31 protein-coding genes and 1 pseudogene are annotated in these 20,702 nt (G+C 67.2%); 3 read left to right on the forward strand and 29 right to left on the reverse strand.

From position 1 onward, the window contains the following. Positions 1-19: 19 nt before the first annotated feature. The 3 genes from cheB to ASG40_RS04930 are packed head-to-tail and all read left to right on the forward strand — an operon-like array spanning position 20 to position 4,667. Positions 20-1,072: a chemotaxis-specific protein-glutamate methyltransferase CheB gene (gene cheB, locus ASG40_RS04920; RefSeq protein ID WP_055881811.1), complete on the forward strand. Its 1,053-nt coding sequence runs from the start codon at positions 20-22 to the stop codon at positions 1,070-1,072. After that, a complete protein-coding gene (locus tag ASG40_RS04925; protein ID WP_055881626.1) occupies positions 1,069-2,796 on the forward strand; it encodes a response regulator in 1,728 nt (575 codons plus the stop codon). Before cheB ends, ASG40_RS04925 begins: the two co-directional genes overlap by 4 nt. A 2-nt stretch (positions 2,797-2,798) precedes the next feature. After that, complete coding sequence (locus tag ASG40_RS04930; protein WP_055881629.1) at positions 2,799-4,667, forward strand: response regulator; 1,869 nt, start codon at positions 2,799-2,801, stop codon at positions 4,665-4,667. Positions 4,668-4,758: 91 nt separating this feature from the next. Here ASG40_RS04930 and rplQ read toward each other — a convergent pair whose 3' ends face one another. From rplQ to ASG40_RS20245, 29 genes and pseudogenes are all read right to left on the reverse strand, one after another. Continuing rightward, positions 4,759-5,169 carry a 50S ribosomal protein L17 gene (rplQ, locus tag ASG40_RS04935; protein ID WP_055881632.1) on the reverse strand — a complete coding sequence of 137 codons (411 nt, stop codon included), beginning with the start codon at positions 5,167-5,169 and terminating at the stop codon, positions 4,759-4,761. A 148-nt stretch (positions 5,170-5,317) separates the two neighbouring features. Then, positions 5,318-6,373 (reverse strand): DNA-directed RNA polymerase subunit alpha, encoded by a 1,056-nt coding sequence (locus tag ASG40_RS04940; RefSeq protein WP_156387560.1) that lies wholly within the window; start codon positions 6,371-6,373, stop codon positions 5,318-5,320. A 93-nt stretch (positions 6,374-6,466) separates the two neighbouring features. Further along, the gene (locus ASG40_RS04945) at positions 6,467-7,351 is read right to left on the reverse strand and encodes an MBL fold metallo-hydrolase (RefSeq protein ID WP_055881641.1); all 885 of its coding nucleotides are present in this window, start codon (positions 7,349-7,351) and stop codon (positions 6,467-6,469) included. Positions 7,352-7,395: 44 nt separating this feature from the next. Then, complete coding sequence (gene rpsK, locus ASG40_RS04950; RefSeq protein WP_055881646.1) at positions 7,396-7,785, reverse strand: 30S ribosomal protein S11; 390 nt, start codon at positions 7,783-7,785, stop codon at positions 7,396-7,398. Between the two features lie 172 nt (positions 7,786-7,957). After that, the gene (rpsM, locus tag ASG40_RS04955) at positions 7,958-8,326 is read right to left on the reverse strand and encodes a 30S ribosomal protein S13 (protein ID WP_055881814.1); all 369 of its coding nucleotides are present in this window, start codon (positions 8,324-8,326) and stop codon (positions 7,958-7,960) included. Positions 8,327-8,531: 205 nt separating this feature from the next. After that, positions 8,532-9,134 carry an adenylate kinase gene (locus ASG40_RS04960; RefSeq protein ID WP_055881650.1) on the reverse strand — a complete coding sequence of 201 codons (603 nt, stop codon included), beginning with the start codon at positions 9,132-9,134 and terminating at the stop codon, positions 8,532-8,534. A 106-nt stretch (positions 9,135-9,240) separates the two neighbouring features. Next, the gene (gene secY, locus ASG40_RS04965; RefSeq protein WP_055881653.1) at positions 9,241-10,578 is read right to left on the reverse strand and encodes a preprotein translocase subunit SecY; all 1,338 of its coding nucleotides are present in this window, start codon (positions 10,576-10,578) and stop codon (positions 9,241-9,243) included. Between the two features lie 123 nt (positions 10,579-10,701). Beyond that, positions 10,702-11,208 carry a 50S ribosomal protein L15 gene (gene rplO, locus ASG40_RS04970; protein ID WP_055881657.1) on the reverse strand — a complete coding sequence of 169 codons (507 nt, stop codon included), beginning with the start codon at positions 11,206-11,208 and terminating at the stop codon, positions 10,702-10,704. Further along, a complete protein-coding gene (gene rpmD, locus ASG40_RS04975) occupies positions 11,205-11,411 on the reverse strand; it encodes a 50S ribosomal protein L30 (protein WP_055881660.1) in 207 nt (68 codons plus the stop codon). The genes rplO and rpmD overlap by 4 nt, the downstream gene beginning before the upstream one ends. 10 nt (positions 11,412-11,421) lie before the next feature. Next, positions 11,422-12,009, reverse strand: a complete 588-nt coding sequence (gene rpsE, locus ASG40_RS04980) for a 30S ribosomal protein S5 (protein ID WP_055881662.1) — start codon at positions 12,007-12,009, stop codon at positions 11,422-11,424. Between the two features lie 96 nt (positions 12,010-12,105). Continuing rightward, entirely contained in the window at positions 12,106-12,468 is a 363-nt protein-coding gene (rplR, locus tag ASG40_RS04985) for a 50S ribosomal protein L18 (RefSeq protein WP_055881666.1), read from the reverse strand. Between the two features lie 12 nt (positions 12,469-12,480). Further along, positions 12,481-13,014: a 50S ribosomal protein L6 gene (gene rplF / locus ASG40_RS04990; protein WP_055881669.1), complete on the reverse strand. Its 534-nt coding sequence runs from the start codon at positions 13,012-13,014 to the stop codon at positions 12,481-12,483. Between the two features lie 23 nt (positions 13,015-13,037). After that, complete coding sequence (gene rpsH / locus ASG40_RS04995) at positions 13,038-13,433, reverse strand: 30S ribosomal protein S8 (protein ID WP_055881679.1); 396 nt, start codon at positions 13,431-13,433, stop codon at positions 13,038-13,040. A 12-nt stretch (positions 13,434-13,445) separates the two neighbouring features. Next, positions 13,446-13,751 (reverse strand): 30S ribosomal protein S14, encoded by a 306-nt coding sequence (gene rpsN / locus ASG40_RS05000; protein WP_055881681.1) that lies wholly within the window; start codon positions 13,749-13,751, stop codon positions 13,446-13,448. A 40-nt stretch (positions 13,752-13,791) separates the two neighbouring features. Next, positions 13,792-14,358: a 50S ribosomal protein L5 gene (gene rplE, locus ASG40_RS05005; protein WP_055881686.1), complete on the reverse strand. Its 567-nt coding sequence runs from the start codon at positions 14,356-14,358 to the stop codon at positions 13,792-13,794. Further along, entirely contained in the window at positions 14,351-14,668 is a 318-nt protein-coding gene (rplX, locus tag ASG40_RS05010; RefSeq protein WP_055881688.1) for a 50S ribosomal protein L24, read from the reverse strand. The genes rplE and rplX overlap by 8 nt, the downstream gene beginning before the upstream one ends. After that, a complete protein-coding gene (gene rplN, locus ASG40_RS05015; protein ID WP_055881693.1) occupies positions 14,668-15,036 on the reverse strand; it encodes a 50S ribosomal protein L14 in 369 nt (122 codons plus the stop codon). Before rplN ends, rplX begins: the two co-directional genes overlap by 1 nt. Positions 15,037-15,261: 225 nt before the next feature. Next, positions 15,262-15,525: a 30S ribosomal protein S17 gene (rpsQ, locus tag ASG40_RS05020; RefSeq protein WP_055881697.1), complete on the reverse strand. Its 264-nt coding sequence runs from the start codon at positions 15,523-15,525 to the stop codon at positions 15,262-15,264. A 10-nt stretch (positions 15,526-15,535) separates the two neighbouring features. After that, positions 15,536-15,751: a 50S ribosomal protein L29 gene (gene rpmC, locus ASG40_RS05025; protein WP_055881700.1), complete on the reverse strand. Its 216-nt coding sequence runs from the start codon at positions 15,749-15,751 to the stop codon at positions 15,536-15,538. 14 nt (positions 15,752-15,765) lie between these two features. Continuing rightward, complete coding sequence (rplP, locus tag ASG40_RS05030; RefSeq protein ID WP_055881703.1) at positions 15,766-16,179, reverse strand: 50S ribosomal protein L16; 414 nt, start codon at positions 16,177-16,179, stop codon at positions 15,766-15,768. Between the two features lie 39 nt (positions 16,180-16,218). Continuing rightward, positions 16,219-16,953, reverse strand: coding sequence for a 30S ribosomal protein S3 (rpsC, locus tag ASG40_RS05035; RefSeq protein ID WP_055881707.1), 735 nt, complete (start codon positions 16,951-16,953; stop codon positions 16,219-16,221). Positions 16,954-16,963: 10 nt separating this feature from the next. After that, complete coding sequence (gene rplV / locus ASG40_RS05040; RefSeq protein WP_055881711.1) at positions 16,964-17,350, reverse strand: 50S ribosomal protein L22; 387 nt, start codon at positions 17,348-17,350, stop codon at positions 16,964-16,966. Between the two features lies 1 nt (position 17,351). After that, on the reverse strand, positions 17,352-17,630 hold the full coding sequence (gene rpsS / locus ASG40_RS05045; RefSeq protein WP_018044225.1) for a 30S ribosomal protein S19: 279 nt from the start codon (positions 17,628-17,630) through the stop codon (positions 17,352-17,354). A 5-nt stretch (positions 17,631-17,635) separates the two neighbouring features. Continuing rightward, positions 17,636-18,472, reverse strand: coding sequence for a 50S ribosomal protein L2 (rplB, locus tag ASG40_RS05050; RefSeq protein WP_055881725.1), 837 nt, complete (start codon positions 18,470-18,472; stop codon positions 17,636-17,638). Positions 18,473-18,498: 26 nt separating this feature from the next. Then, positions 18,499-18,795: a 50S ribosomal protein L23 gene (locus ASG40_RS05055; RefSeq protein WP_055881749.1), complete on the reverse strand. Its 297-nt coding sequence runs from the start codon at positions 18,793-18,795 to the stop codon at positions 18,499-18,501. Further along, the gene (rplD, locus tag ASG40_RS05060) at positions 18,792-19,412 is read right to left on the reverse strand and encodes a 50S ribosomal protein L4 (RefSeq protein ID WP_055881760.1); all 621 of its coding nucleotides are present in this window, start codon (positions 19,410-19,412) and stop codon (positions 18,792-18,794) included. The genes ASG40_RS05055 and rplD overlap by 4 nt, the downstream gene beginning before the upstream one ends. Continuing rightward, positions 19,412-20,155 carry a 50S ribosomal protein L3 gene (gene rplC, locus ASG40_RS05065; protein ID WP_055881762.1) on the reverse strand — a complete coding sequence of 248 codons (744 nt, stop codon included), beginning with the start codon at positions 20,153-20,155 and terminating at the stop codon, positions 19,412-19,414. Before rplC ends, rplD begins: the two co-directional genes overlap by 1 nt. Positions 20,156-20,205: 50 nt before the next feature. Further along, a complete protein-coding gene (gene rpsJ / locus ASG40_RS05070) occupies positions 20,206-20,514 on the reverse strand; it encodes a 30S ribosomal protein S10 (protein ID WP_018044230.1) in 309 nt (102 codons plus the stop codon). Between the two features lie 88 nt (positions 20,515-20,602). Further along, a pseudogene (locus ASG40_RS20245) lies at positions 20,603-20,702 on the reverse strand (EF-Tu/IF-2/RF-3 family GTPase); the annotation flags it as partial.

Here is a 20,702-nt window from a genome sequence, read left to right on the forward strand (position 1 = left end):
AGCGGCGCGGGTGCGGGTGATGATCGTCGAGGATTCCCTCGTCGTGCGCCAGCTGCTGACCCACATCGTCGGACGCGACCCGCGCCTCGAAGTGGTGGCGGCGGTCGCCTCGGGCGAGGCGGCGCTGGCCGAGATCGCCACGGTGCGTCCCGACGTCATCTCGATGGACATCCGTCTGCCCGGCATTGACGGCCTCGAGACCACCCGCCGGATCATGGCCGAACAGCCGACGCCCATCGTGGTGATCGCCGATTCGGTGGAGGATTCCTCCCTCTCGATCTCGATGAACGCCCTTCGCGCCGGCGCGCTCTCCGTGGTCGAGAAACCGGTGGCGACGACGCATGCCGGCTACGATGCGGTGGCCGCCGAGATCTGCACGCAACTGCGCATCATGGCCGAGGTCCCTGTGATCCGGCGCCGGCCGATCGGCGCGGAGTGGTCGCGGCGCAGGTCGGCGGACCCCTCGGCGCCGGTCGAGCCGCGCCGCCTGGTGGAGAGTTTCACCGTGGCCGCCATCGCGGCCTCCACCGGCGGGCCGCCGGCGCTGGCGCGGGTCATCGGCGCCCTGCCCCTCGACTTCCCCCTCCCCATCCTGCTGGTGCAGCACATGGGTCCCGCCTTCATGGAGGGGTTCGCGGCCTGGCTCGACGGCGTCGTCGCGCTGCCGGTGGCGCTCGCCCGCGACGGGGCCCGCGCCGAACCCGGACACGTCTACGTCGCCCCCGGCGACCGCCATCTCGAACTCGGGCCGGGCTTCGTCCTGCGGATCTCGGACGCCCCACCGGTCGGGGGGCAGAGGCCCGCCGCCACCGTGCTGTTCCGGTCGGTGGCGCGCCATGCCGGTGCGCGCGGCATCGGACTCCTGCTCACCGGCATGGGCGAGGACGGGGCCCTGGGCCTGCTCGACCTGTATCGCACCGGGGCCGCCACGGTGGCCGAGGACGAAAGCACGGCGGTCGTGTTCGGCATGCCGGCCGCCGCCATCCGGCTCTCTGCCGCCCGCAGCATCCTGCCCCTCGACCGCATCGCTGCCCATCTCATGCGGCTCGCCCAAAGCGAGCCCGGGGCATGACGGCGCTTCCGGACCCGGCCGCGCGGGCTCCGCGCATCCTTCTCGTGGAGGATTCGGAGACGCAGGCGCTCGAACTGCGCCTGCTCCTCGAGTCGCAGGGGTTCTCCGTTTCGCGCTGCGCCACCGCCGAGGCGGCCCTCGACCACCTCAACACCGGCCTGCCCGACCTCGTGGTGGCCGACTACCACCTGCCGGGCATGAACGGCGACGAGTTCACCCGGCAGATGCGGTTGTCGCTGCGCACCCGCACCCTGCCTCTGCTGATGCTCACCGGTGCCCGCGACGGCGAGCGCCAGGGCCTCGACAGCGGCGCGGACGCCTATGTCGCCAAGTCCGCCGACCGGGACATCCTCATCCTGCGCATCCGCGCCCTCCTGCGCGAGCGGGGCGGCGAGGCACCGGCCGAGAGCCCGGGCATTTCCGCCTTCCGCCGCGGCCGGGTTCTGGTGGTAGACGGCAGCGCCACCTACCGCACCTTCCTCGCCGGGCTGCTCGCCCACGAAGGCCACGCCGTCCGGGCGGTGGAGGGCGAGGCGGCCGCACTGGGGGCCCTGGCGGACCCGGAGGCCGCCTTCGACTGCATCACCGTCGACCTCATGGGCCACGCCTACGACGGCCTCGCCCTGTGCCGGGCCATCGACAGGCACCGCTCCGCCGAACGCGAGACCCGCGAGGCCGGGACGCCGACATTCCAGCTCGTGGGCATCGCCGGCAGCGCCCCGGCCAAGGATTTCCTGGTGCAGGCCTTCGCCGCCGGCGCCGACGACGTCGTCTCGAAGGCCGATGCCGAGATCCTGGTGATGCGGGTGCGCGGCCTCGTCCGGCGCAAGCTCCTCGAGGAGGACAACCGGCGCATCGCCGGCGAGTTCGGGCTGCGCGAGCAGGCCCTCGAACGAGCTCGCGCCGAGGCGGAGGCGGCCGAGGCCCGCGCCGCCCTGGCCGGTGCCCTCGAACGGGCCAACCGCGACCTCGCTACCGCCAACCGCAAGCTCACCGACGCCCAGGCCAAGCTCGTCCAGGCCGCCAAGATGGCCTCGCTCGGCGAACTCGTGGCCGGCATCGCCCACGAGATCAACAATCCCCTGGCCTTCATCCTCGCCCACCAGGGCACCGTGGAGCGTCTGCTCAGCGAAGTGCCGGCGCCCGAAGGGGACGCGGGTGCGATCAAGGCCCTCGCCAAGGCCCGCGACCGGGTCGGTTCGATGCGCATGGGCCTCACACGCATCCAGGACCTCGTCCTGAACCTGCGCAAGTTCTCCCGCCTCGACGAGGGCGAGCGCACCCGCGTCAACGTCCCCGAGGCGATCGAGACCGTGCTCTCGCTGATCCAGCACAAGCTCGGCGACCGCATCACGGTGGCCCACGACCTGGCCGGCCGCCCGGAGATCCATTGCACGCCGGCCCTGCTCAACCAGGTCGTCATGAATATTCTCGGCAATGCCGCCGATGCGATGCCCGACGGAGGCACCATTTCCATCGTCACCCACAGTACCGACGAGACCGACTGGATCCGCATTAGCGATACCGGGACGGGAATCCCCGAGACGTTGCGCGAAAAGATCTTCGAGCCGTTCTATACGACCAAACCCGTCGGGTCCGGCACCGGGCTCGGACTTGCCATTGCCTACAGCGTCGTCCAGGCCCATAGCGGCTCGCTCGGCGTCGAAACGGCGCCGGGGGGCGGGGCCTGCTTCGTGATCGGCATACCGCGGCAGACGGCATGAGCATGGACAAAGCGACCATCCTGGCCGTCGACGACGAGCCGGATATCCTGATCGCCCTCGAAGACCTGTTCGAGGACGAGTACCGGGTCCGCACCACCACGAACCCGGAGGAGGCCCTCGCGATCCTGATGGCCGAGCCCGACATCGCGGTCATCCTGTCCGACCAGCGGATGCCCGGCATGACCGGCGACCAGCTCCTGGCGCAGGCGCGCACGCTCCACGACGCCCAGGCCATCCTGCTCACGGGATACGCCGACCTGAGCGCCGTCGTCGCCGCCCTCAACCGCGGCGGCATCACCGGCTACGTCACCAAGCCCTGGGACGCCGGCCTGCTGCGCAACACCGTGCGCAACGCCTTCGAGCGCCATCGCCTGGGCCGCGACCTCGCCACGGAACGCGCCCTCCTCATGGGCCTCCTCGACCACACCGAGGACGCCATCGCCTTCAAGGATACCGAGGGGCGCTTCGTGCGCCTCAACGCCCGCAAGGCGTCCCACCTCGGGCCGGAGGTCGAGGCCTGCCTCGGCCGGACGGAGGGGGAGATCAATCCCGGCGCCGCGTCGTCGGAGGGGGCGGCGGCCGACGCCGCCGCGATGCTGAGCGGGGCACCCTCGGAGAGCCTGGCCGCCGAGGGCGCCACCGGCGCCGAGCGTTGGAGCCATGTGATGCGGGTGCCGATCCGCGATGGCACGGGCCAGATCGCCCACCTCGCCGTGATCGAACGCGACGTCACCGAGCAGCGCATGCTCGAGGCGCGCCTGCGCCAATCCGACAAGATGCAGGCCCTGGGCACCCTGGCCGGCGGCATCGCCCACGATTTCAACAACCTGCTGACGGCGATCCTCGGCAGCCTCGAGCTTGTGGCGCCCAAGATCGTCGACCAGCCGCGGGTCCAGCGCCTCGTCGGCAACGCCACCCAGGCGGCCCAGCGTGGGGCCGCCCTCACCAAGCGCCTGCTCGGGTTCAGCCGCGCCCGCGAGCTGCGCTCGCGTGCGGTCGATCTCAACGCCCTGATCGACGGGATGGGCGAACTGATCGGCGGCAGCCTCGGCGGCCTCGTCAGCGTCGGCAAGGAGCTCGACCCGAGCCGGCCGCTCGCCCTGGTCGACCCCGACCAGCTCGAACTCGCCATCCTCAATCTGTGCATCAACGCCCGGGACGCGATGGCCGAGGGCGGCCGGATCGTGATCGCCACCCGCAGCGAGCGGATCGCCGACGACCCCGACCTGCCCGATGGCGACTACGTCGTCATGAGCGTGAGCGACACGGGCGCCGGCATACCGCCGGAACTGCTGGGACGGGTGTGCGAGCCGTTCTTCACGACCAAATCCCTCGGCCAGGGAACCGGGCTCGGGCTCGCCATGGTGTTCGGGCTCGCCCAGCAATCGAGCGGGCACCTGCGCATCGAGAGCACCGTCGGCCAGGGAACGCGGGTCGCCCTCGTCCTGCCGCGGGCCGAGGAGGCGGCCGAGGAAGCCCCTGCGACCGCCCCGAAGCCGATCGCGGCACCGCGGTCGGCCCGGATCCTCGTTGTCGACGACGACGCAGAGGTCCGCCACGTCACCGCGTCGTTCCTGAACGGCTTCGGCTACCACGAGACCGAGGCGCAGGACGCCGCGGCGGCGCTCGTGCTCCTGGAATCGCAGACCTTCGATCTCGTGGTGGCCGATCTCGCCATGCCGGGGATGACGGGCGTCGAACTCCTCGACGCCATCCGTCGGCGCGGCCTGGCGGTTCCCGTCCTGATCCTGACGGGCCATGCCGAGGCGATGACCATCCCCGAGGGCGTGCCCGTTCTCGCCAAGCCGTTCGAATCCAGCGACTTCGCGGCCATCGTCGCCGGCCTCGTCGACGCGGCGCCCCAGGCCTGACCGTGTCTTGCGCGGATCCTCTCGGACGAACGAAAAAGGGGTGACCGAACCGGCCACCCCTTTTCTTTCGTTGCGGTCGTGAAAACGCCGATCAGGCGGCTTCGTCGACGGGCGCCTGGCCGGAATCCTTGCCGCGGGCCTCGACGTCGCGATCCACGAACTCGATCACGGCGAGGGGGGCGTTGTCGCCGTAGCGGAAGCCCGCCTTCATGATGCGGCAATAGCCGCCCGGACGGGTGTTGTAGCGGGGACCGACCACCGCGAAGAGCTTGCGGACCATGTCGGCGTCGCGGATCTGCGACATCGCCAGGCGGCGGGCGTGCAGCGTGTCGGTCTTGCCCAGGGTGATCAGCTTCTCGATGACCGGACGCAGGTCCTTGGCCTTCGGCAGCGTCGTGATGATCTGCTCGTGCTTGATCAGCGCGGCGCACATGTTGGCGAACATCGCCTTGCGGTGCTCGGTGGTGCGGTTGAAGCGACGACCGCGAAATCCATGACGCATGATTGGCTCTCCTGATTATAGCGGCCGCCGTGCCACGGTACGGCCGTCGTTCTTGATAAGGCGAATGGCGAATGGCGAATGGAAGGCGGCGAAAAGGTCGAGCCGGGCTCGGTTACCCCACTCGCCATTCGCCATCTCGCCATTCGCGCTAGTAATGCTCTTCGAAGCGCTTGGCGAGGTCTTCGATGTTCTCCGGCGGCCAGCCGGGGATGTCCATGCCGAGGTGGAGGCCCATGGCGGCGAGCACTTCCTTGATCTCGTTGAGCGACTTGCGGCCGAAGTTCGGGGTGCGCAGCATCTCGCCCTCGGACTTCTGGATGAGGTCGCCGATGTAGACGATGTTGTCGTTCTTCAGGCAGTTCGCCGAACGCACCGAGAGCTCGAGTTCGTCGACCTTCTTGAGCAGGGCCGGGTTGAAGGGAAGCTGCGGCGCGAGCGGCTGCGCCTCCTCCTTGCGGGGCTCCTCGAAGTTCACGAACACCTGGAGCTGGTCCTGGATGATGCGCGCGGCGTAGGCGAGCGCATCCTCCGGCGACACGGCGCCGTTGGTCTCGATGGTCATCGTCAGCTTGTCCTTGTCGAGATCCTGGCCCTCGCGGGTGGTCTCGATGCGGTAGCTGACCTTGGTCACGGGAGAGAACAGGGCGTCCACCGGGATCAGGCCGATCGGCGCATCCTCGGGGCGGTTGCGCTCGGCCGGGACGTAGCCCTTGCCGGTGGCGACGGTGAACTCCATGCGGATCTCGGCGCCGTCGTCGAGGGTGCAGATCACGAGGTCGGGGTTCAGGATCTGGATGTCGCCGACCGCACCGATGTCGCCGGCGGTGACGACGCCGGGGCCGGTCTTGCGCAGGGTCAGGCGCTTGGGCGCCTCGGTCTGCGAGCGGATCGCGATGGTCTTGATGTTGAGGACGATGTCGGTGACGTCCTCGCGCACGCCGGGGATCGAGGAGAATTCGTGGAGCACGCCGTCGATCTGGACCGAGGTCACGGCCGCGCCCTGCAGCGAGGACAGCAGCACGCGGCGGAGCGAGTTACCCAGCGTCGTGCCGAAGCCACGCTCGAGCGGCTCGGCGACGACGGTGGCGACCCGCTTGGGGTCGTGTCCGGTCGAGACCTGGAGCTTGTTCGGCTTGATGAGCTCTTGCCAGTTCTTCTGAATGACCACGGTCCTACCTCTCGCACTACCTGTCGCGATCCCCATGACGCGGGACCACGTGTGATGCCCGAACGCGCGTCGCGATGCGCGGGAGGGCCTCGAAATCCTGGTCCGTCCGCCGAGAGCGGACGGGATAAGTCAGTGTGCCGCCACCCATAGCTCCGGCACGAAGCTGTAGCCGCCGCCGTCACGGGCGACATAGCCCAGCGCGGGGAACTCCAGATGCGCGCCCGCGATGAGGCTGCGCTCGGAGGCGACCTCGTCGAGGATGCGCCTGCGCGTCTCCCGCGCCCGGTCGCCATCGACGTCGAACGTCATCCCGGCCTCGGGACGCATGAACTGGATCGCCGGAAGGTGGACGATGTCGGCCCACATGAAGAGGGCCGCCGACCCTGAGACGATCCGGTAGCCGGTGTGGCCCGGCGTGTGGCCTGGCAGCGGCACCGCGGTGATGCCGGGTGCGACCTCGCCCCCGGTCATCGTCCGTAGACGCGTCGCATAGGGAGACGTCGCCTTCTGCGCCGCCTCGAAGTACGACTTGGCGTCCTCCGGGGCCCGCGTGAGGGCTGCCTCGTCGAGCCAATGCCCGGCTTCCGCCTCGTGGAGCACCAGTTCGGCGTTCGGATAACGCGCCACGCCGTCGCCATCGATCAAACCACCGGCGTGGTCTGGATGGAGATGAGTGAGGAGGATCGACTCGACCTCCTCGGCACGAACACCGGCCACGGCAAGCGCTGCCGGCACGCGCCCTAGGGTGTCGCCGCCGAACCCGCCCATGCCGGTGTCGATCATCACCGGGGCACGACCGGCACCGGTGACGACGAAGGCGTTGAGGGTGATGCGGGGATCGTTCGCGCGAAAGCCGGCCGCTTGCAGCGCGCCGGCATCCTCCTTGGCGATCCCCGTGACGAGATCGAGGGACCCCTGCAGGTATCCGTCGTTGAGGGCGGTGACCGTGAGGTCACCGATCGTCCAACGCAACACGCCGGGAAGGGGCTTCGAGGCATCGCCCGCCACGGGCATCTCCGTCTTCGATTTTCGGCTTCGAGCGGTTTTGGATACCGTCCTCAGACGCGACGACGCTTGCGCGGGCGGCAGCCGTTGTGCGGGATCGCGGTGACGTCGCGGATCGAGGTGACGGTGAAACCGGCGGCCTGAAGGGCGCGAAGGGCCGACTCACGACCCGAGCCGGGACCCGAAACCTCGACCTCGAGGGTGCGCATGCCGTGTTCGGAGGCCTTGCGGGCCGCATCCTCGGCCGCCACCTGGGCGGCGTAGGGCGTCGACTTGCGCGAGCCCTTGAAACCCATCGCACCGGCGGACGACCACGAGATCGTGTTGCCCTGAGCGTCAGTGATGGTGACCATCGTGTTGTTGAACGAAGCGTTCACATGGGCGACGCCCGACACGATGTTCTTGCGTTCGCGGCGGCGAACGCGGGTTGCTTCCTTGGCCATGCTCTCGTCTCTCGTCCTTCAAGCGCGCCCGTCATTCCAGGCGCTCGGGATTCTTCATCGGGTTCGGCGGCCTGGCTCCGATCGCCGTTCCGCCTGACGGGAGCCCCGCAACGGGACGCCCGACGCAATGTCGGGAAGCCTCGGCGACGCGAGGCCTCCCGGATGGGAAAGATTACTTCTTCTTGCCGGCGATCGGCTTGGACTTGCCCTTGCGGGTGCGCGCATTGGTGTGCGTGCGCTGGCCGCGGACCGGCAGGTTGCGGCGGTGGCGAAGGCCGCGGTAGCAGCCCAGGTCCATCAGGCGCTTGATGTTCATCGAGACTTCACGGCGCAGGTCACCCTCGACCAGGTAATCGCGGTCGATGGTCTCGCGGATCTGGAGGATCTCGGCGTCGGTGAGCTGGTTGACGCGACGCTCGGCCGGGATGTTGACCTTCGTCGTGATCTCCTCGGCCTTCTTCGAGCCGATGCCGTGAATGTACTGCAGCGCGATGACGACGCGCTTGTTGGTCGGAATGTTAACGCCAGCGATACGGGCCAAGGTCATTCTCCATGGGGCGATCGGGCGTAACCCGGCCCGGATGATAAGACGTGCGTCCGGTGGAGGCCGGCCCCTGCACGCCGTCCATAACGACAAATCGGCCCGCGGCCCCTCGATGAGGTACCCCGGACCCATGGTGCGTGTGGACGAAGGTCGGTCCGTTAACGCGGCAGGGCTGACGTGTCAACCCGTTGCCGCGAGGCTCTCAGGCCGACGCGGCCTTCGCGTGACTGTCGAGGATCGCCATCAGGTCGGTGGTGACGTCGTCGACGGGCTTCATGCCGTCGATAGTCTCCAGCATGCCGAGGCTGCCGTAATAGGCCGACAGCGGCGCGGTCTGGGCCCGATAGGCGGCCAGGCGCGTCTTGAAGACTTCGGGCGTATCGTCCTTGCGGACCGGCTCGCCGCGGGCCGCGGTCTCAGCCGCCCGGTTGGCGATCCGGCCGACGAGGGCATCCTCGTCCACCACGAACTCGACCACCGTATCCAACGCCAGACCCTTGTCCGACAGCATCCTGTCGAGGGCCGCAGCTTGGTCGACGGTGCGCGGAAAGCCGTCGAGGATGAAACCGCCGCGGGCGTCCTCCTCCTCGACGCGATCGGCGACGATGCCGACGACGATGGAATCGGTGACGAGGCCGCCGCTCTCCATGATCGACTTGGCTTCCAATCCGACCGGGGTCCCCGCGGCGACGGCCGCGCGGAGCATGTCGCCCGTGGAGAGCTGCGGAATGCCGAACCGTTCGACGATGCGGGCCGACTGGGTTCCCTTGCCGGCTCCGGGGGGTCCGAGCAGGATGATCCGCATGGGCGTCGTGTCCTCGTGAGCAACCCGCAGGCCGGGCCTCTTGATTGTCCTCGGCGACGCCTCCCGGACGCCGCCGCAGCGGTTATGGCAGCGGTTTTGACGGTCGTTAGCGTCGGCGTGTGGCGCCGCGCAACTTCGCCTTCTTCACCAGCCCCTCGTACTGATGAGCCATCAGGTGCCCGTGGATCTGCGCCACGGTGTCCATCGTCACGGACACCACGATGAGCAGGGAGGTACCGCCGAAGCCGAGGCTGGCCGATGCGTAGGAGGCCAGGATCTCGGGCACGAGACACACGAAGGTGAGGTAGAGCGCGCCGATCACCGTGATCCGGGTGAGGACCTTGTCGATGAAGCTCGCCGTCCGCTCTCCCGGCCGGATGCCCGGGATGAAGCCGCCGTGCTTCTTCAGATTGTCGGCCGTCTCCTCGGGATTGAACACCACCGCCGTGTAGAAGAAGGCGAAGAAGATGATCAGCGCCGCGTAGAGCACCATGTACAGCGGCCGCCCGTGGCCGAGGTAGGTGGTGAGCGTCGCCAGCACGCCGGTGCCGCTCTGGTTGGCCGAGAAACTCGCGACGGTGGCCGGCAGCAGCAGCAGCGAGGATGCGAAGATCGGTGGAATCACGCCGGCCGTGTTGAGCTTGAGCGGCAGGAACGAGGTCTGGCCCTCGTACATCTTATTGCCGACCTGACGCTTGGGGTAGTTGATCAGCAGGCGGCGCTGGGCGCGCTCCATGAACACGATGAAGTAGACGAGCGCGGCCGCCGCGACGCCGACCCCGAGAATCACGGCCGTGGACAGGGCACCGGTACGGCTGAGCTCGAGCGCGCCGATGATCGCGGTGGGCAGGTGGGCGACGATGCCGGCGAAGATGATGAGCGAGGAGCCGTTGCCGATGCCGCGCGAGGTGATCTGCTCGCCGATCCACATCAGGAACAGCGTGCCGCCCGTGAGGGTCACCACGGTGGACAGGATGAAGAACGGACCCGGATCGGTCGCCGCGCTCGATCCCTGGAGGCCGAAGGCGATGCCCCAGGATTGCACCAGCGCCAGCACCACGGTGAGGTAGCGGGTGTACTGGTTGATGACCTTGCGGCCCGACTCGCCTTCCTTCTTCAGCGTCTCCAAGGTCGGGACCACCGACGTCAGGAGCTGGATGATGATCGAGGCCGAGATGTAGGGCATGATGTTGAGCGCGAAGATCGCCATGCGCTCGACGGCACCGCCGGAGAACATGTTGAACAGGCCGAGCACGCCGCCGGCCTGGCTCTGGAAGTTGCGCGCGAACTGCTCGGGGTCGATGCCCGGAATCGGGATGTAGGTGCCCAGCCGGAACACCACGAGCGCACCCAGCGTGAACCAGATGCGTTTCTTGAGTTCGTCGGCCTTTGCGATCGCCCCGAAATTGAGGTTCGCGGCAAGCTGCTCGGCGGCTGAGGCCATGTCACCGGTTCCTGAAAACCAATCGTTCAGGTGCCTGAAGCACCCACCACGAAGCGAAACGGCGGCCACGCGCAGGTCGCACGGGCCGCCGCTCCAGGCTTCGACTTAAGGTCCGCGACCGTCCTACGCAACAGTGGCGTCGGCAGCCTTGCCGCGGGTGGAGACCCGATCCGCGAACTGGACCGTCACCGAACCGCCGGCCTTCTCGACCGCAGCGATGGCGGACTTCGAGGCGCGGGTGACGGTGAAGGCGAGCTTCGCCGTCAGCTCGCCGACGCCGAGGAGCTTCACGCCGTCACGGCCACGGGCGCAGATACCGGCCGCCACGAGGGCGTCCATGTCCACGGTGGCGGACGCATCGAGGCGACCGGCATCGACGGCCTGCTGGATGCGCCCGAGGTTCACCTCGTTGAGGTCCGTCGAGTACAGGTTGTTGAAGCCGCGCTTGGGCAGGCGACGGTGAAGCGGCATCTGACCGCCCTCGAAGCCCTTGATCGAGACGCCGGTACGGGCCTTCTGACCCTTGACGCCGCGACCCGCGGTCTTGCCCTTTCCGGAGCCGATGCCCCGGCCGACGCGCATCCGGTTCTTGGTGGCGCCGACGTTGTCGTGGATTTCGTTCAGCTTCATGATGCCCTCCCTCTGGCCGCGTCGTCGAGGACGCGCACGAGGTGCTGAACCTTGCGGATCATGCCCCGCACGGAGGGGGTATCCTCCAAGGTGGAAACCCGGTGCAGCTTGTTGAGCTTGAGCCCGATCAGCGTCGCGCGCTGGTCGTTCTCACGACGGATCGGCGAGCCGATCTGTTCGATGCGGAGAGTCTTGCCAGTCATCGGACCCTCCTCAAGCCACGGCCGCTTCGGACAGGTCCGAAGCGTCCGCATCGCGACGACGGGCCTGCAGGGCCGAGACCTTGAGGCCACGGCGAGCCGCGACGGCGCGCGGACTGTCCTCGTTCTTCAGCGCGTCGAAGGTGGCGCGCACGAGATTGTAGGGGTTGGACGAGCCGAGCGACTTGGCCACCACGTCCTGCATGCCCAACGTCTCGAAGACGGCGCGCATCGGGCCGCCGGCGATGATGCCGGTACCCTGGGGTGCGGCGCGCAGAATCACCTTGCCGGCGCCGTGACGGCCCTGGACGTCGTGATGCAGAGTCCGGCCTTCGCGGAGCGCCACGCGGACGAGACCACGCTTGGCGGCTTCCGTCGCCTTGCGGATAGCCTCGGGCACTTCACGTGCCTTGCCGTGGCCGAAGCCGACACGACCCTTCTGGTCGCCGACGACGACGAGGGCGGCGAAACCGAAGCGACGGCCACCCTTCACCACCTTGGCGACGCGGTTGATGTGGACGAGCTTGTCCACGAACTCGCTGTCGCGCTCCTCGCGCTCGTCGCGGCGGCCGCGGCCCCCGCCTTCCCGTTCACGTGCCATATCGTTGTTGATCCCATCTCACTGGCGCGGACGGCGGGGTCCGCTCGCTTGAATCGTTTCGATGAGGGACGGCGAATGCCGTCCCTCCCGCCGTTATCAGAACTCCAGGCCGCCCTCGCGGGCCGCCTCGGCGAGCGCCTTGACGCGGCCGTGGTAGAGGTAGCCCGAGCGATCGAAGATCACCTGGGTGACGCCGGCCGCCTTGGCACGCTCGGCGACGAGCTTGCCGACGGCCGAAGCCGCCGCGACATCGGCGCCGGTCTTGAGACCGGTCCGCAGATCCTTGTCGATGCTCGAAGCGGCGGCGAGGGTCCTGCCCTCGGCGTCGTCGATCACCTGAACGTAGATCTGCTTCGAGGAGCGGAACACCGAGAGTCTCGGACGTCCCTTGGCCGCGGCCCGCAGCGCGCGGCGCACACGCGCCTTGCGGCGGTCGAGTGCATCGATTTTGCGTGACATGATCGCCGGCCCTTACTTCTTCTTGCCTTCCTTGCGGAAGATGAACTCGCCCGCGTACTTCACGCCCTTGCCCTTGTAGGGCTCGGGGCCGCGATAGTCGCGGATCTCGGCGGCAACCTGACCGACCACTTGCCGGTCGATCCCCGAGATCACGATCTCCGTCGGCTTGGGCGTCACGATCGTGATGCCGGCCGGGATCTGATACTCGATGTCGTGGCTGTAGCCGAGCGAGAGCTTGAGCGCCTTGCCGGCCATCGCCGCGCGATAACCGACGCCCGTGATCTCGAGCTTCTTCTCGAAGCCCTTCGACACGCCCTCGACCAGGTTCGCGACCTGGGCACGGGAGGTGCCCCACAGCGAGCGAGCCTGCTTGGTCTGGTCCTTGGGCTGCACCGAGACGGCGCCGTCCTCGAACGATACGTTCACGAGGTTGGGAACGACGAACGCGAGTTCGCCCTTCGCACCCTTAACAGTCACCGTCTGACCGTTCACCGTCGCCGTCACACCGGACGGGACGGGGACGGGCTTCTTGCCTACGCGAGACATGGCCTTTCCTCCTTCGTCCGAGATCAGAACACCTTGCAGAGCACTTCGCCGCCGACGTTGCGCTCGCGCGCCTCGTGGTCGGCCATGACGCCCTGCGGGGTGGACACGATGGTGACGCCGAGACCGTCGGCGACGCGGGGCAGTTCGCCGACCGACGAGTAGACCCGGCGGCCGGGCTTCGAGACACGCTGGATCGAGCGGATGACGGGCTGGCCATCGTAATACTTCAGCTCGATCGCGAATTCCGTGCGGCCGTTCCCATAATCGGTGGTGGCGTAGTCACGGATGTAGCCCTCGGACTTGAGGACGTCGAGGACGCTGGCGCGCAGGCGCGAGCCGGGCGTCTGCACGACGTTGCGCCGACGCTGCTGTCCATTGCGGATGCGTGTGAGCATATCGCCCACGGGATCGTTGACCATGGTACGTGCTCCTTACCAGCTCGACTTGACGAGACCGGGGATCAGACCCTGGTTGCCGAGTTCGCGCAGCGCGATGCGCGACACGCCCATCTTGCGATAGAAAGCGCGGGGCCGACCGGTGATGCCGCAACGATTGCGGACACGGGTCGCGGACGAGTTGCGGGGTAGTTCCGCGAGCTTGAGGCGCGCCTCGAAGCGCTCCTCCATCTCCAGGGACTCGTTGTTGGCCGTGGCCAGAAGGGCCTTACGCTTCGACGCGTAGAGCTTCACGAGGACCTTGCGGTGGTTGTTCTTCTCGATCGAGCTTTTCTTTGCCATGTCTGTCTCCGGTGTCCGCGTATAAGGACCGCTGGGGTTCTTACTGCCGGAACGGGAATCGGAACTGCGTGAGGAGCGCGCGCGCCTCAGCATCGGTCTGGGCCGTGGTCTGGATCACGATGTCCATGCCCCAGGTCGCCTCGGCCTTGTCGTAGGAGATCTCCGGGAACACGAGGTGCTCCTTGAGTCCCAGGGCGTAGTTGCCGCGACCGTCGAAGGAGCGCGGGTTCAGGCCGCGGAAGTCGCGGACGCGGGGAAGTGCGATCGTCACGAGACGATCCATGAACTCGTACATCCGGGCCTTGCGCAGGGTGACCTTGCAGCCGATCGGCATGCCCTCGCGAACCTTGAATGTCGCGATGGCCTTGCGGGCCCGGGTGATGACCGGTTTCTGACCGGCGATCAGCGCCAGGTCCCCGGCGGCAACGGTGGCCTTCTTCGAATCGGCGGTCGACTCGCCGACACCCATGTTGATGACGATCTTTTCAATCGTCGGTACCTGCATGGGGTTCTTGTAGCCGAACTCTTCGATCAGCTTCTGGCGCACGACTTCGTCGTAGTGCTTGCGCAGACGCGGCACGTAGCCGTCAACATTTGCCTCAGCCATCGATCAGATCCCCCGAGCGCTTGGCGAACCGGACCTTGCGGCCGTCGTCGAGAATGCGGAAACCAACGCGCGTCGGCTGACCGTCCTTGGGGTCGGCGATCGCGATGTTGGAGAGATGGATGGCGGCCTCCTTGGAGATGATGCCGCCTTCCTGGTTCTGGGTCTGCTTCTGGTGCTTCTTGACAAGGTTGATCCCGCGCACGAGAGCCTTGTCGTCCTTCGGCATGACCTGAACCACCTCACCGGAGCGACCCTTGTCGCGACCGGTGAGGACGACGACCTTGTCGCCCTTCTTGACCTTGGCAGCCATCACAGCACCTCCGGAGCGAGCGAGATGATCTTCATGTGATTGCGGCCCCGCAGCTCGCGCGGCACCGGTCCGAAGATACGGGTGCCGATCGGCTCCTTCTGATTGTTGATCAGAACGGCAGCGTTCTTGTCGAAGCGGATCACCGAACCGTCGGCACGCTTCACTTCCTTGGCGGTGCGGACGACGACCGCCTTCATGACGTCGCCCTTCTTCACGCGGCCGCGCGGAATCGCTTCCTTGACCGAGACGACGATGATGTCACCGACGCCGGCATATTTGCGCTTCGACCCGCCGAGTACCTTGATGCACATCACGCGACGCGCACCAGAGTTGTCGGCGACGTCCAGATTCGTCTGCATCTGGATCACGAGAGTGACCTTTCCTTGTTTCAGACGGGTTTCCGCACACGGACGGTATTGTCCGGCGGACGACGCCTGATGGGGATCTGATGCCCCCGTCCATTAGTCGGACCGCGCTATCGGCGCTAGGAAGCGCCGGCGCGGTCACCGCAGCCAAGTGAGGACGAATCCGTCGTCACGAAAACATATGCGAAGGTCGGTCGCCTACAGGGAACCGACGTTCGATGCAAGCCCTCAGGAGGCGGGAGCCTCGACGGCGGCGGCCTGTGCGGCCTCCACGAGCTTCCAGGTCTTGGTCTTGGAGAACGGACGGCACTCCTCGATCGACACGGTCTGGCCGACCTTGGCGACGTTGGCTTCGTCGTGGGCGTGGTAGTTCTTGGAGCGACGGACGGTCTTCTTCATCACCGGATGGGTGAAGCGACGCTCCACCTTCACGACAATGGTCTTCTCGCCCTTGTCGCTGACGACGACGCCCTGCAATACGCGCTTCGGCATGGTGTACTCCTCAGGCCTGCGCTTGGCCGAGCGTCTTCTGACGCTGCAGCGTGCGGACGCGGGCGATGTCGCGACGAACCTCACGGACCCGCGCGACGTTCTCGAGCTGGCCGGTGGCGCCCTGGAAGCGCAGGTTGAACTGCTCCTTCTTCAGGTTCAGCAGCTCGTCGTTCAGTTGATCCGGCGACAGGGCGGCCAGATCCGATTGTCTCTGCGACGACTTCATGATCCCCTCCTCCCTCAGTCAGCGATACGCTGAACGACGCGCGTGCGGATCGGGAGCTTCGCCGCGCCGAGGCGCAGGGCCTCCTTCGCGATGTCCTCGGCCACGCCGTCGACTTCGAACATGATCCGGCCGGGATGCACGCGGGCAGCCCAGAACTCGGGAGCGCCCTTACCGGAGCCCATGCGGACCTCGGTGGGCTTTGCCGTGACCGGGACGTCCGGGAAGATCCGGATCCAGACGCGGCCCTGGCGCTTCATCTCGCGGGTGATCGCGCGGCGGGCCGCTTCGATCTGGCGAGCGGTGATACGCTCCGGCTCGATGGCCTTCAGGCCGAAGCTACCGAAGTTGAGATCGAAGCCGCCCTTGGCCGCACCGTGGATGCGGCCTTTGAACTGCTTGCGAAATCGGGTCTTTTTGGGTTGCAACATGGCAGCCTCTCAACACCTTCCTTGGGCTGGCGGTAGCGATCAGGCGTGATCGCGACGACCGCGGCCGCCTTCGCCATCGCGCTCACGGCGTCCGCCCGAACGGCCACCCTCTTCCTGAGCGCGCTTGTCCTGCGCCATCGGGTCGTGCTCGAGGATCTCTCCCTTGAACACCCACACCTTGATGCCGCACGTCCCGTAGGTCGTGAAGGCGGTCGCGGTGCCGTAGTCGACGTCGGCGCGCAGCGTATGCAGCGGCACGCGACCCTCGCGGTACCATTCCTGGCGCGCGATCTCGGCGCCGCCGAGGCGGCCCGAGCAGTTGATGCGGATGCCCTCGGCGCCCAGACGCATGGCCGACTGAACGGCCCGCTTCATGGCACGGCGGAAGGCGACCCGGCGCTCGAGCTGCTGCGCGATCGAGTCCGCCACCAGGGTGGCGTCGATCTCGGGCTTGCGCACCTCGACGATGTTGATCGTCACGTCGGCCTTGGTCATGGTGCCGACGAGCTTGCGCAGCTTCTCGATGTCCGCGCCCTTCTTGCCGATCACCACGCCCGGACGACCGGAGTGGATGGTGACGCGGCACTTCCGGTGCGGACGCTCGATCACGATCTTGGAGACCGCCGCCTGCTTGAGCTGCTTCATAAGCGACGCGCGAATGGCGACGTCCTCGTGCATCAGCTTGGCGTATTCGCCTTTCTGGGCGAACCAGCGGGAGTCCCAGGTCCGGTTGATACCGAGCCGCAGACCGATCGGATTGATTTTCTGGCCCATCAGGTCCTCCTCACGCCGCTTCGGCGGTCGGGACTTCGCGCACCACGATGGTGAGGTTCGCGAAGGGCTTCAGGATGCGGGCGCCGCGGCCGCGGGCCCGAGCGTGGAAGCGCTTGAGCACGAGGGCCTTGCCGACGAACGCCTGGGCGACGACTAGGTCGTCGACATCCAGATTGTGGTTGTTCTCGGCGTTGGCGATGGCGCTCTCGAGGCACTTCTTGACTTCGCGGGCGATCCGCTTGCGGGAGAATTCGAGGTCGGCGAGTGCCGAATCGACCTTCTTGTTGCGGATCAGCTGGGCGACGAGGTTCAGCTTCTGAGGGCTGACACGCAGCATGCGCGCGACGGCCTTCGCCTCGTTGTCCGGCAGCGCGCGGGGGGTGGCTTGCTTGCCCATCTCAGCGCCTCTTCGCCTTCTTGTCGGCCGCGTGACCGTGGAAGGTGCGGGTCGGCGAGAACTCGCCGAACTTGTGGCCGACCATTTCCTCGGAGACATAGACCGGGATGTGCTTCTGCCCGTTGTGCACACCGAAGGTGAGCCCCACGAACTGCGGGAGGATCGTGGAGCGGCGGCTCCAGATCTTGATGACTTCGTTGCGGCTGGATCCGCGAGCGGTCTCAGCCTTCTTGAGGAGGTAGCCGTCGATGAACGGCCCCTTCCAGAGCGAGCGTGCCATGATGGTTACTTCTTGCGGTTGTGACGGCTGGACAGGATGAACACGTCGGTCCGCTTGTTGGACCGGGTCTTCTTCCCCTTCGTGGGCACGCCCCAGGGCGTGACCGGGTTGCGGCCGCCCGAGGTCCGTCCCTCGCCGCCGCCGTGCGGGTGATCGACCGGGTTCATGGCGACACCGCGGACGTGCGGGCGCTTGCCCAGCCAGCGATTCCGGCCCGCCTTGCCCAGCGAGATGTTCATGTGGTCCGGGTTCGACACCGCACCGACGCTGGCGAAGCACTGGCCGTGGACCAGGCGCTGTTCGCCGGAGTTCAGGCGCAGGGTGACGTAGCCCTGGTCGCGCCCGACGATCTGGGCGTAGTTGCCGGCCGAGCGCGCGATGGCACCGCCCTTGCCGATCTTCAGCTCGACGTTGTGGACGATGGTGCCCACCGGCATGTTGCCCACCGGACCGGCGTTGCCGGGCTTGATGTCGACCTGCTCGGCCGCGATCACCTTGTCGCCGGGCGACAGGCGCTGCGGAGCCAGGATGTAGCTCTGCACGCCGTCCGGATAGGTGATCAGCGCGATGAACGCCGTCCGGTTGGGATCGTACTCGATCCGCTCGACGGTGGCGGACACGCCCATCTGCTCGCGACGCTTGAAGTCGACGTTGCGCAGGGTGCGCTTGTGCCCACCGCCACGGAAGCGGACCGTGATGCGGCCGAGGTTGTTGCGGCCGCCGGACGACGACTTGCCCTCGGTGAGCTTCTTGACCGGCTTGCCCTTGTAGAGCTCACGGCGGTCGACGAGCACGAGCTGGCGAAGGCTCGGCGTGACCGGTTTGAATGTCTTCAAGGCCATCGGTGGTAATCCTTAACCCGACTGTCTCAGAGGCCGGTCGTGACGTCGATCGTCTCACCCTCGGCGAGGGTCACGATCGCTTTCTTCACGTCCGAACGCTGCCCGCGCAGACCGCGGAAGATCTTCTTCTTGCCCTTGGTGACGAGCGTGTTCACGCCCACCACCTTGACGTCGAACAGACGCTCGACCGCTTCCTTGATCTGCGGCTTGGTGGCCTTCGGCGCGACCCGGAAGACGACCTTGTTCTGCTCGGTGAGGTTCGTCGCCTTTTCCGTGATCACGGGCGAGACGATGATGTCGTAGTGACGCGGATCGGCACTCATTTGAAACGCGCCTCCAGCGCATCGACGGCGGCGCGCGTCAGCACGAGCTTGTCGCGGCGCAGGATGTCGTAGACGTTGATGCCCTGCACGGGGAGCACGTCGATCATCGGGATGTTGCGGGCGGCGCGACCGAAGTTCACGTCGACCTCGGCCCCGCTGATGATCAGAGCGCTCGACAGGCCCATCTTGCCGAACCGCTCGACGAGACCCTTGGTCTTGCCGTCGGCCAGCGTCACGTCGTCGACGATGATGAGGGTCGAGGCCTTCACCTTGGCCGAGAGCGCATGCTTGAGAGCGAGCGCACGGACCTTCTTGGGCAGGTCGTGGGCATGGCTGCGGACGACCGGACCGAACGCACGACCACCGCCGCGGAACTGCGGAGCGGAGGCGGCGCCGTGACGGGCGTTACCGGTGCCCTTCTGCTTGTAGAGCTTCTTGCGGGTCCGGTTCACGTCCGAGCGGTTCTTCACGGCGTGGGTGCCGGCCTGACGCTTGGCGAGCTGCCAGCGCACCATGCGCTGAAGAAGGTCGGCGCGCGGCTCGAGCCCGAAGATGGTCTCGTCCAGGTCGACCGAGCCGGCGCCGTCGCCGTCGAGAGTGGTGATATCGAGCTTCATCACGCATTCTCCTCGGAAGCGGGAGCCTCGGGAGCCGGAGCTTCTGTGGCGGGAGCAGCGGAGGAACCGTTTTCACGGAACTTGCCAGGCTGCGGCACGTCGGCGGGGAGCTTGCGCTTCACCGCGTCGCGGATCTGGATCCAGCCGCCGGCGACGCCGGGGACGGCACCTTCGACCAGGATGAGTCCACGCTCGGGGTCGGTACGGACGACGCGCAGGTTCTGCGTCGTCACCCGGTCGACACCCATGTGGCCGGGCATCTTCTTGTTCTTGAAGGTCTTGCCCGGGTCCTGACGGCCACCGGTCGAACCGATCGAACGGTGCGAGATGGACACGCCGTGGGTGGCACGCAGACCGCCGAAGTTCCAGCGCTTCATACCGCCGGCGAATCCCTTGCCGGTGGTGGTGCCGGTGACGTCGACGAACTGGCCGGCGATGAAGTGGTCGGCCGTGATTTCCGCCCCGACCGGGATCATCGCGTCCTCGGACACGCGGAACTCGGCGAGCTTCTGCTTGGGCTCGACCTTGGCGATCGCGAAGCGGCCGCGTTCGGCCATCGACACGTTCTTCACCTTGGCCTTGCCGACGCCGACCTGAAGAGCGACGTAGCCATTCTTCTCGACGGTGCGGTGGGCGACCACCTGGCATTGATCGATCTTGAGCACGGTCACGGGAATATGTTCGCCTGCATCCGTAAAGACGCGGGTCATCCCGACCTTCTGTGCAATGACGCCTGAGCGCATAGGTATCTCCCTCGCGCGATGAAACGGTAAGCTCTAAATCCCTGCGGGACTTAGAGCTTGATCTCCACGTCCACGCCGGCGGCGAGGTCGAGCTTCATCAGCGCGTCCACGGTCTGGGGCGTCGGATCGACGATATCGAGCACACGCTTGTGCGTGCGCATCTCGAACTGCTCGCGCGACTTCTTGTCGATGTGGGGCGAGCGGTTGACGGTGAACTTCTCGATGTGCGTCGGCAGCGGGATCGGGCCACGGATGGTGGCGCCGGTGCGCTTGGCGGTCGAGACGATCTCTCGGGTCGACGCATCGAGGATACGATGGTCGAACGCCTTGAGGCGGATGCGGATATTCTGACCGTTCATGACCTGAAACCTTGGCGGGACGAGAAAGGGGCGGGCGCGAGGACCCGCCCCTCGGTCGTTCCTCAGCAGACGTGATCGCTAAGCGAGACTAGTCGTTGATGGCGGCGACGACGCCGGCGCCGACGGTGCGACCGCCCTCGCGGATGGCGAAGCGCAGCTTCTCTTCCATGGCCACCGGCACGATCAGG

This window comes from Methylobacterium sp. Leaf399, assembly GCF_001424525.1.
Lineage (GTDB): Bacteria > Pseudomonadota > Alphaproteobacteria > Rhizobiales > Beijerinckiaceae > Methylobacterium.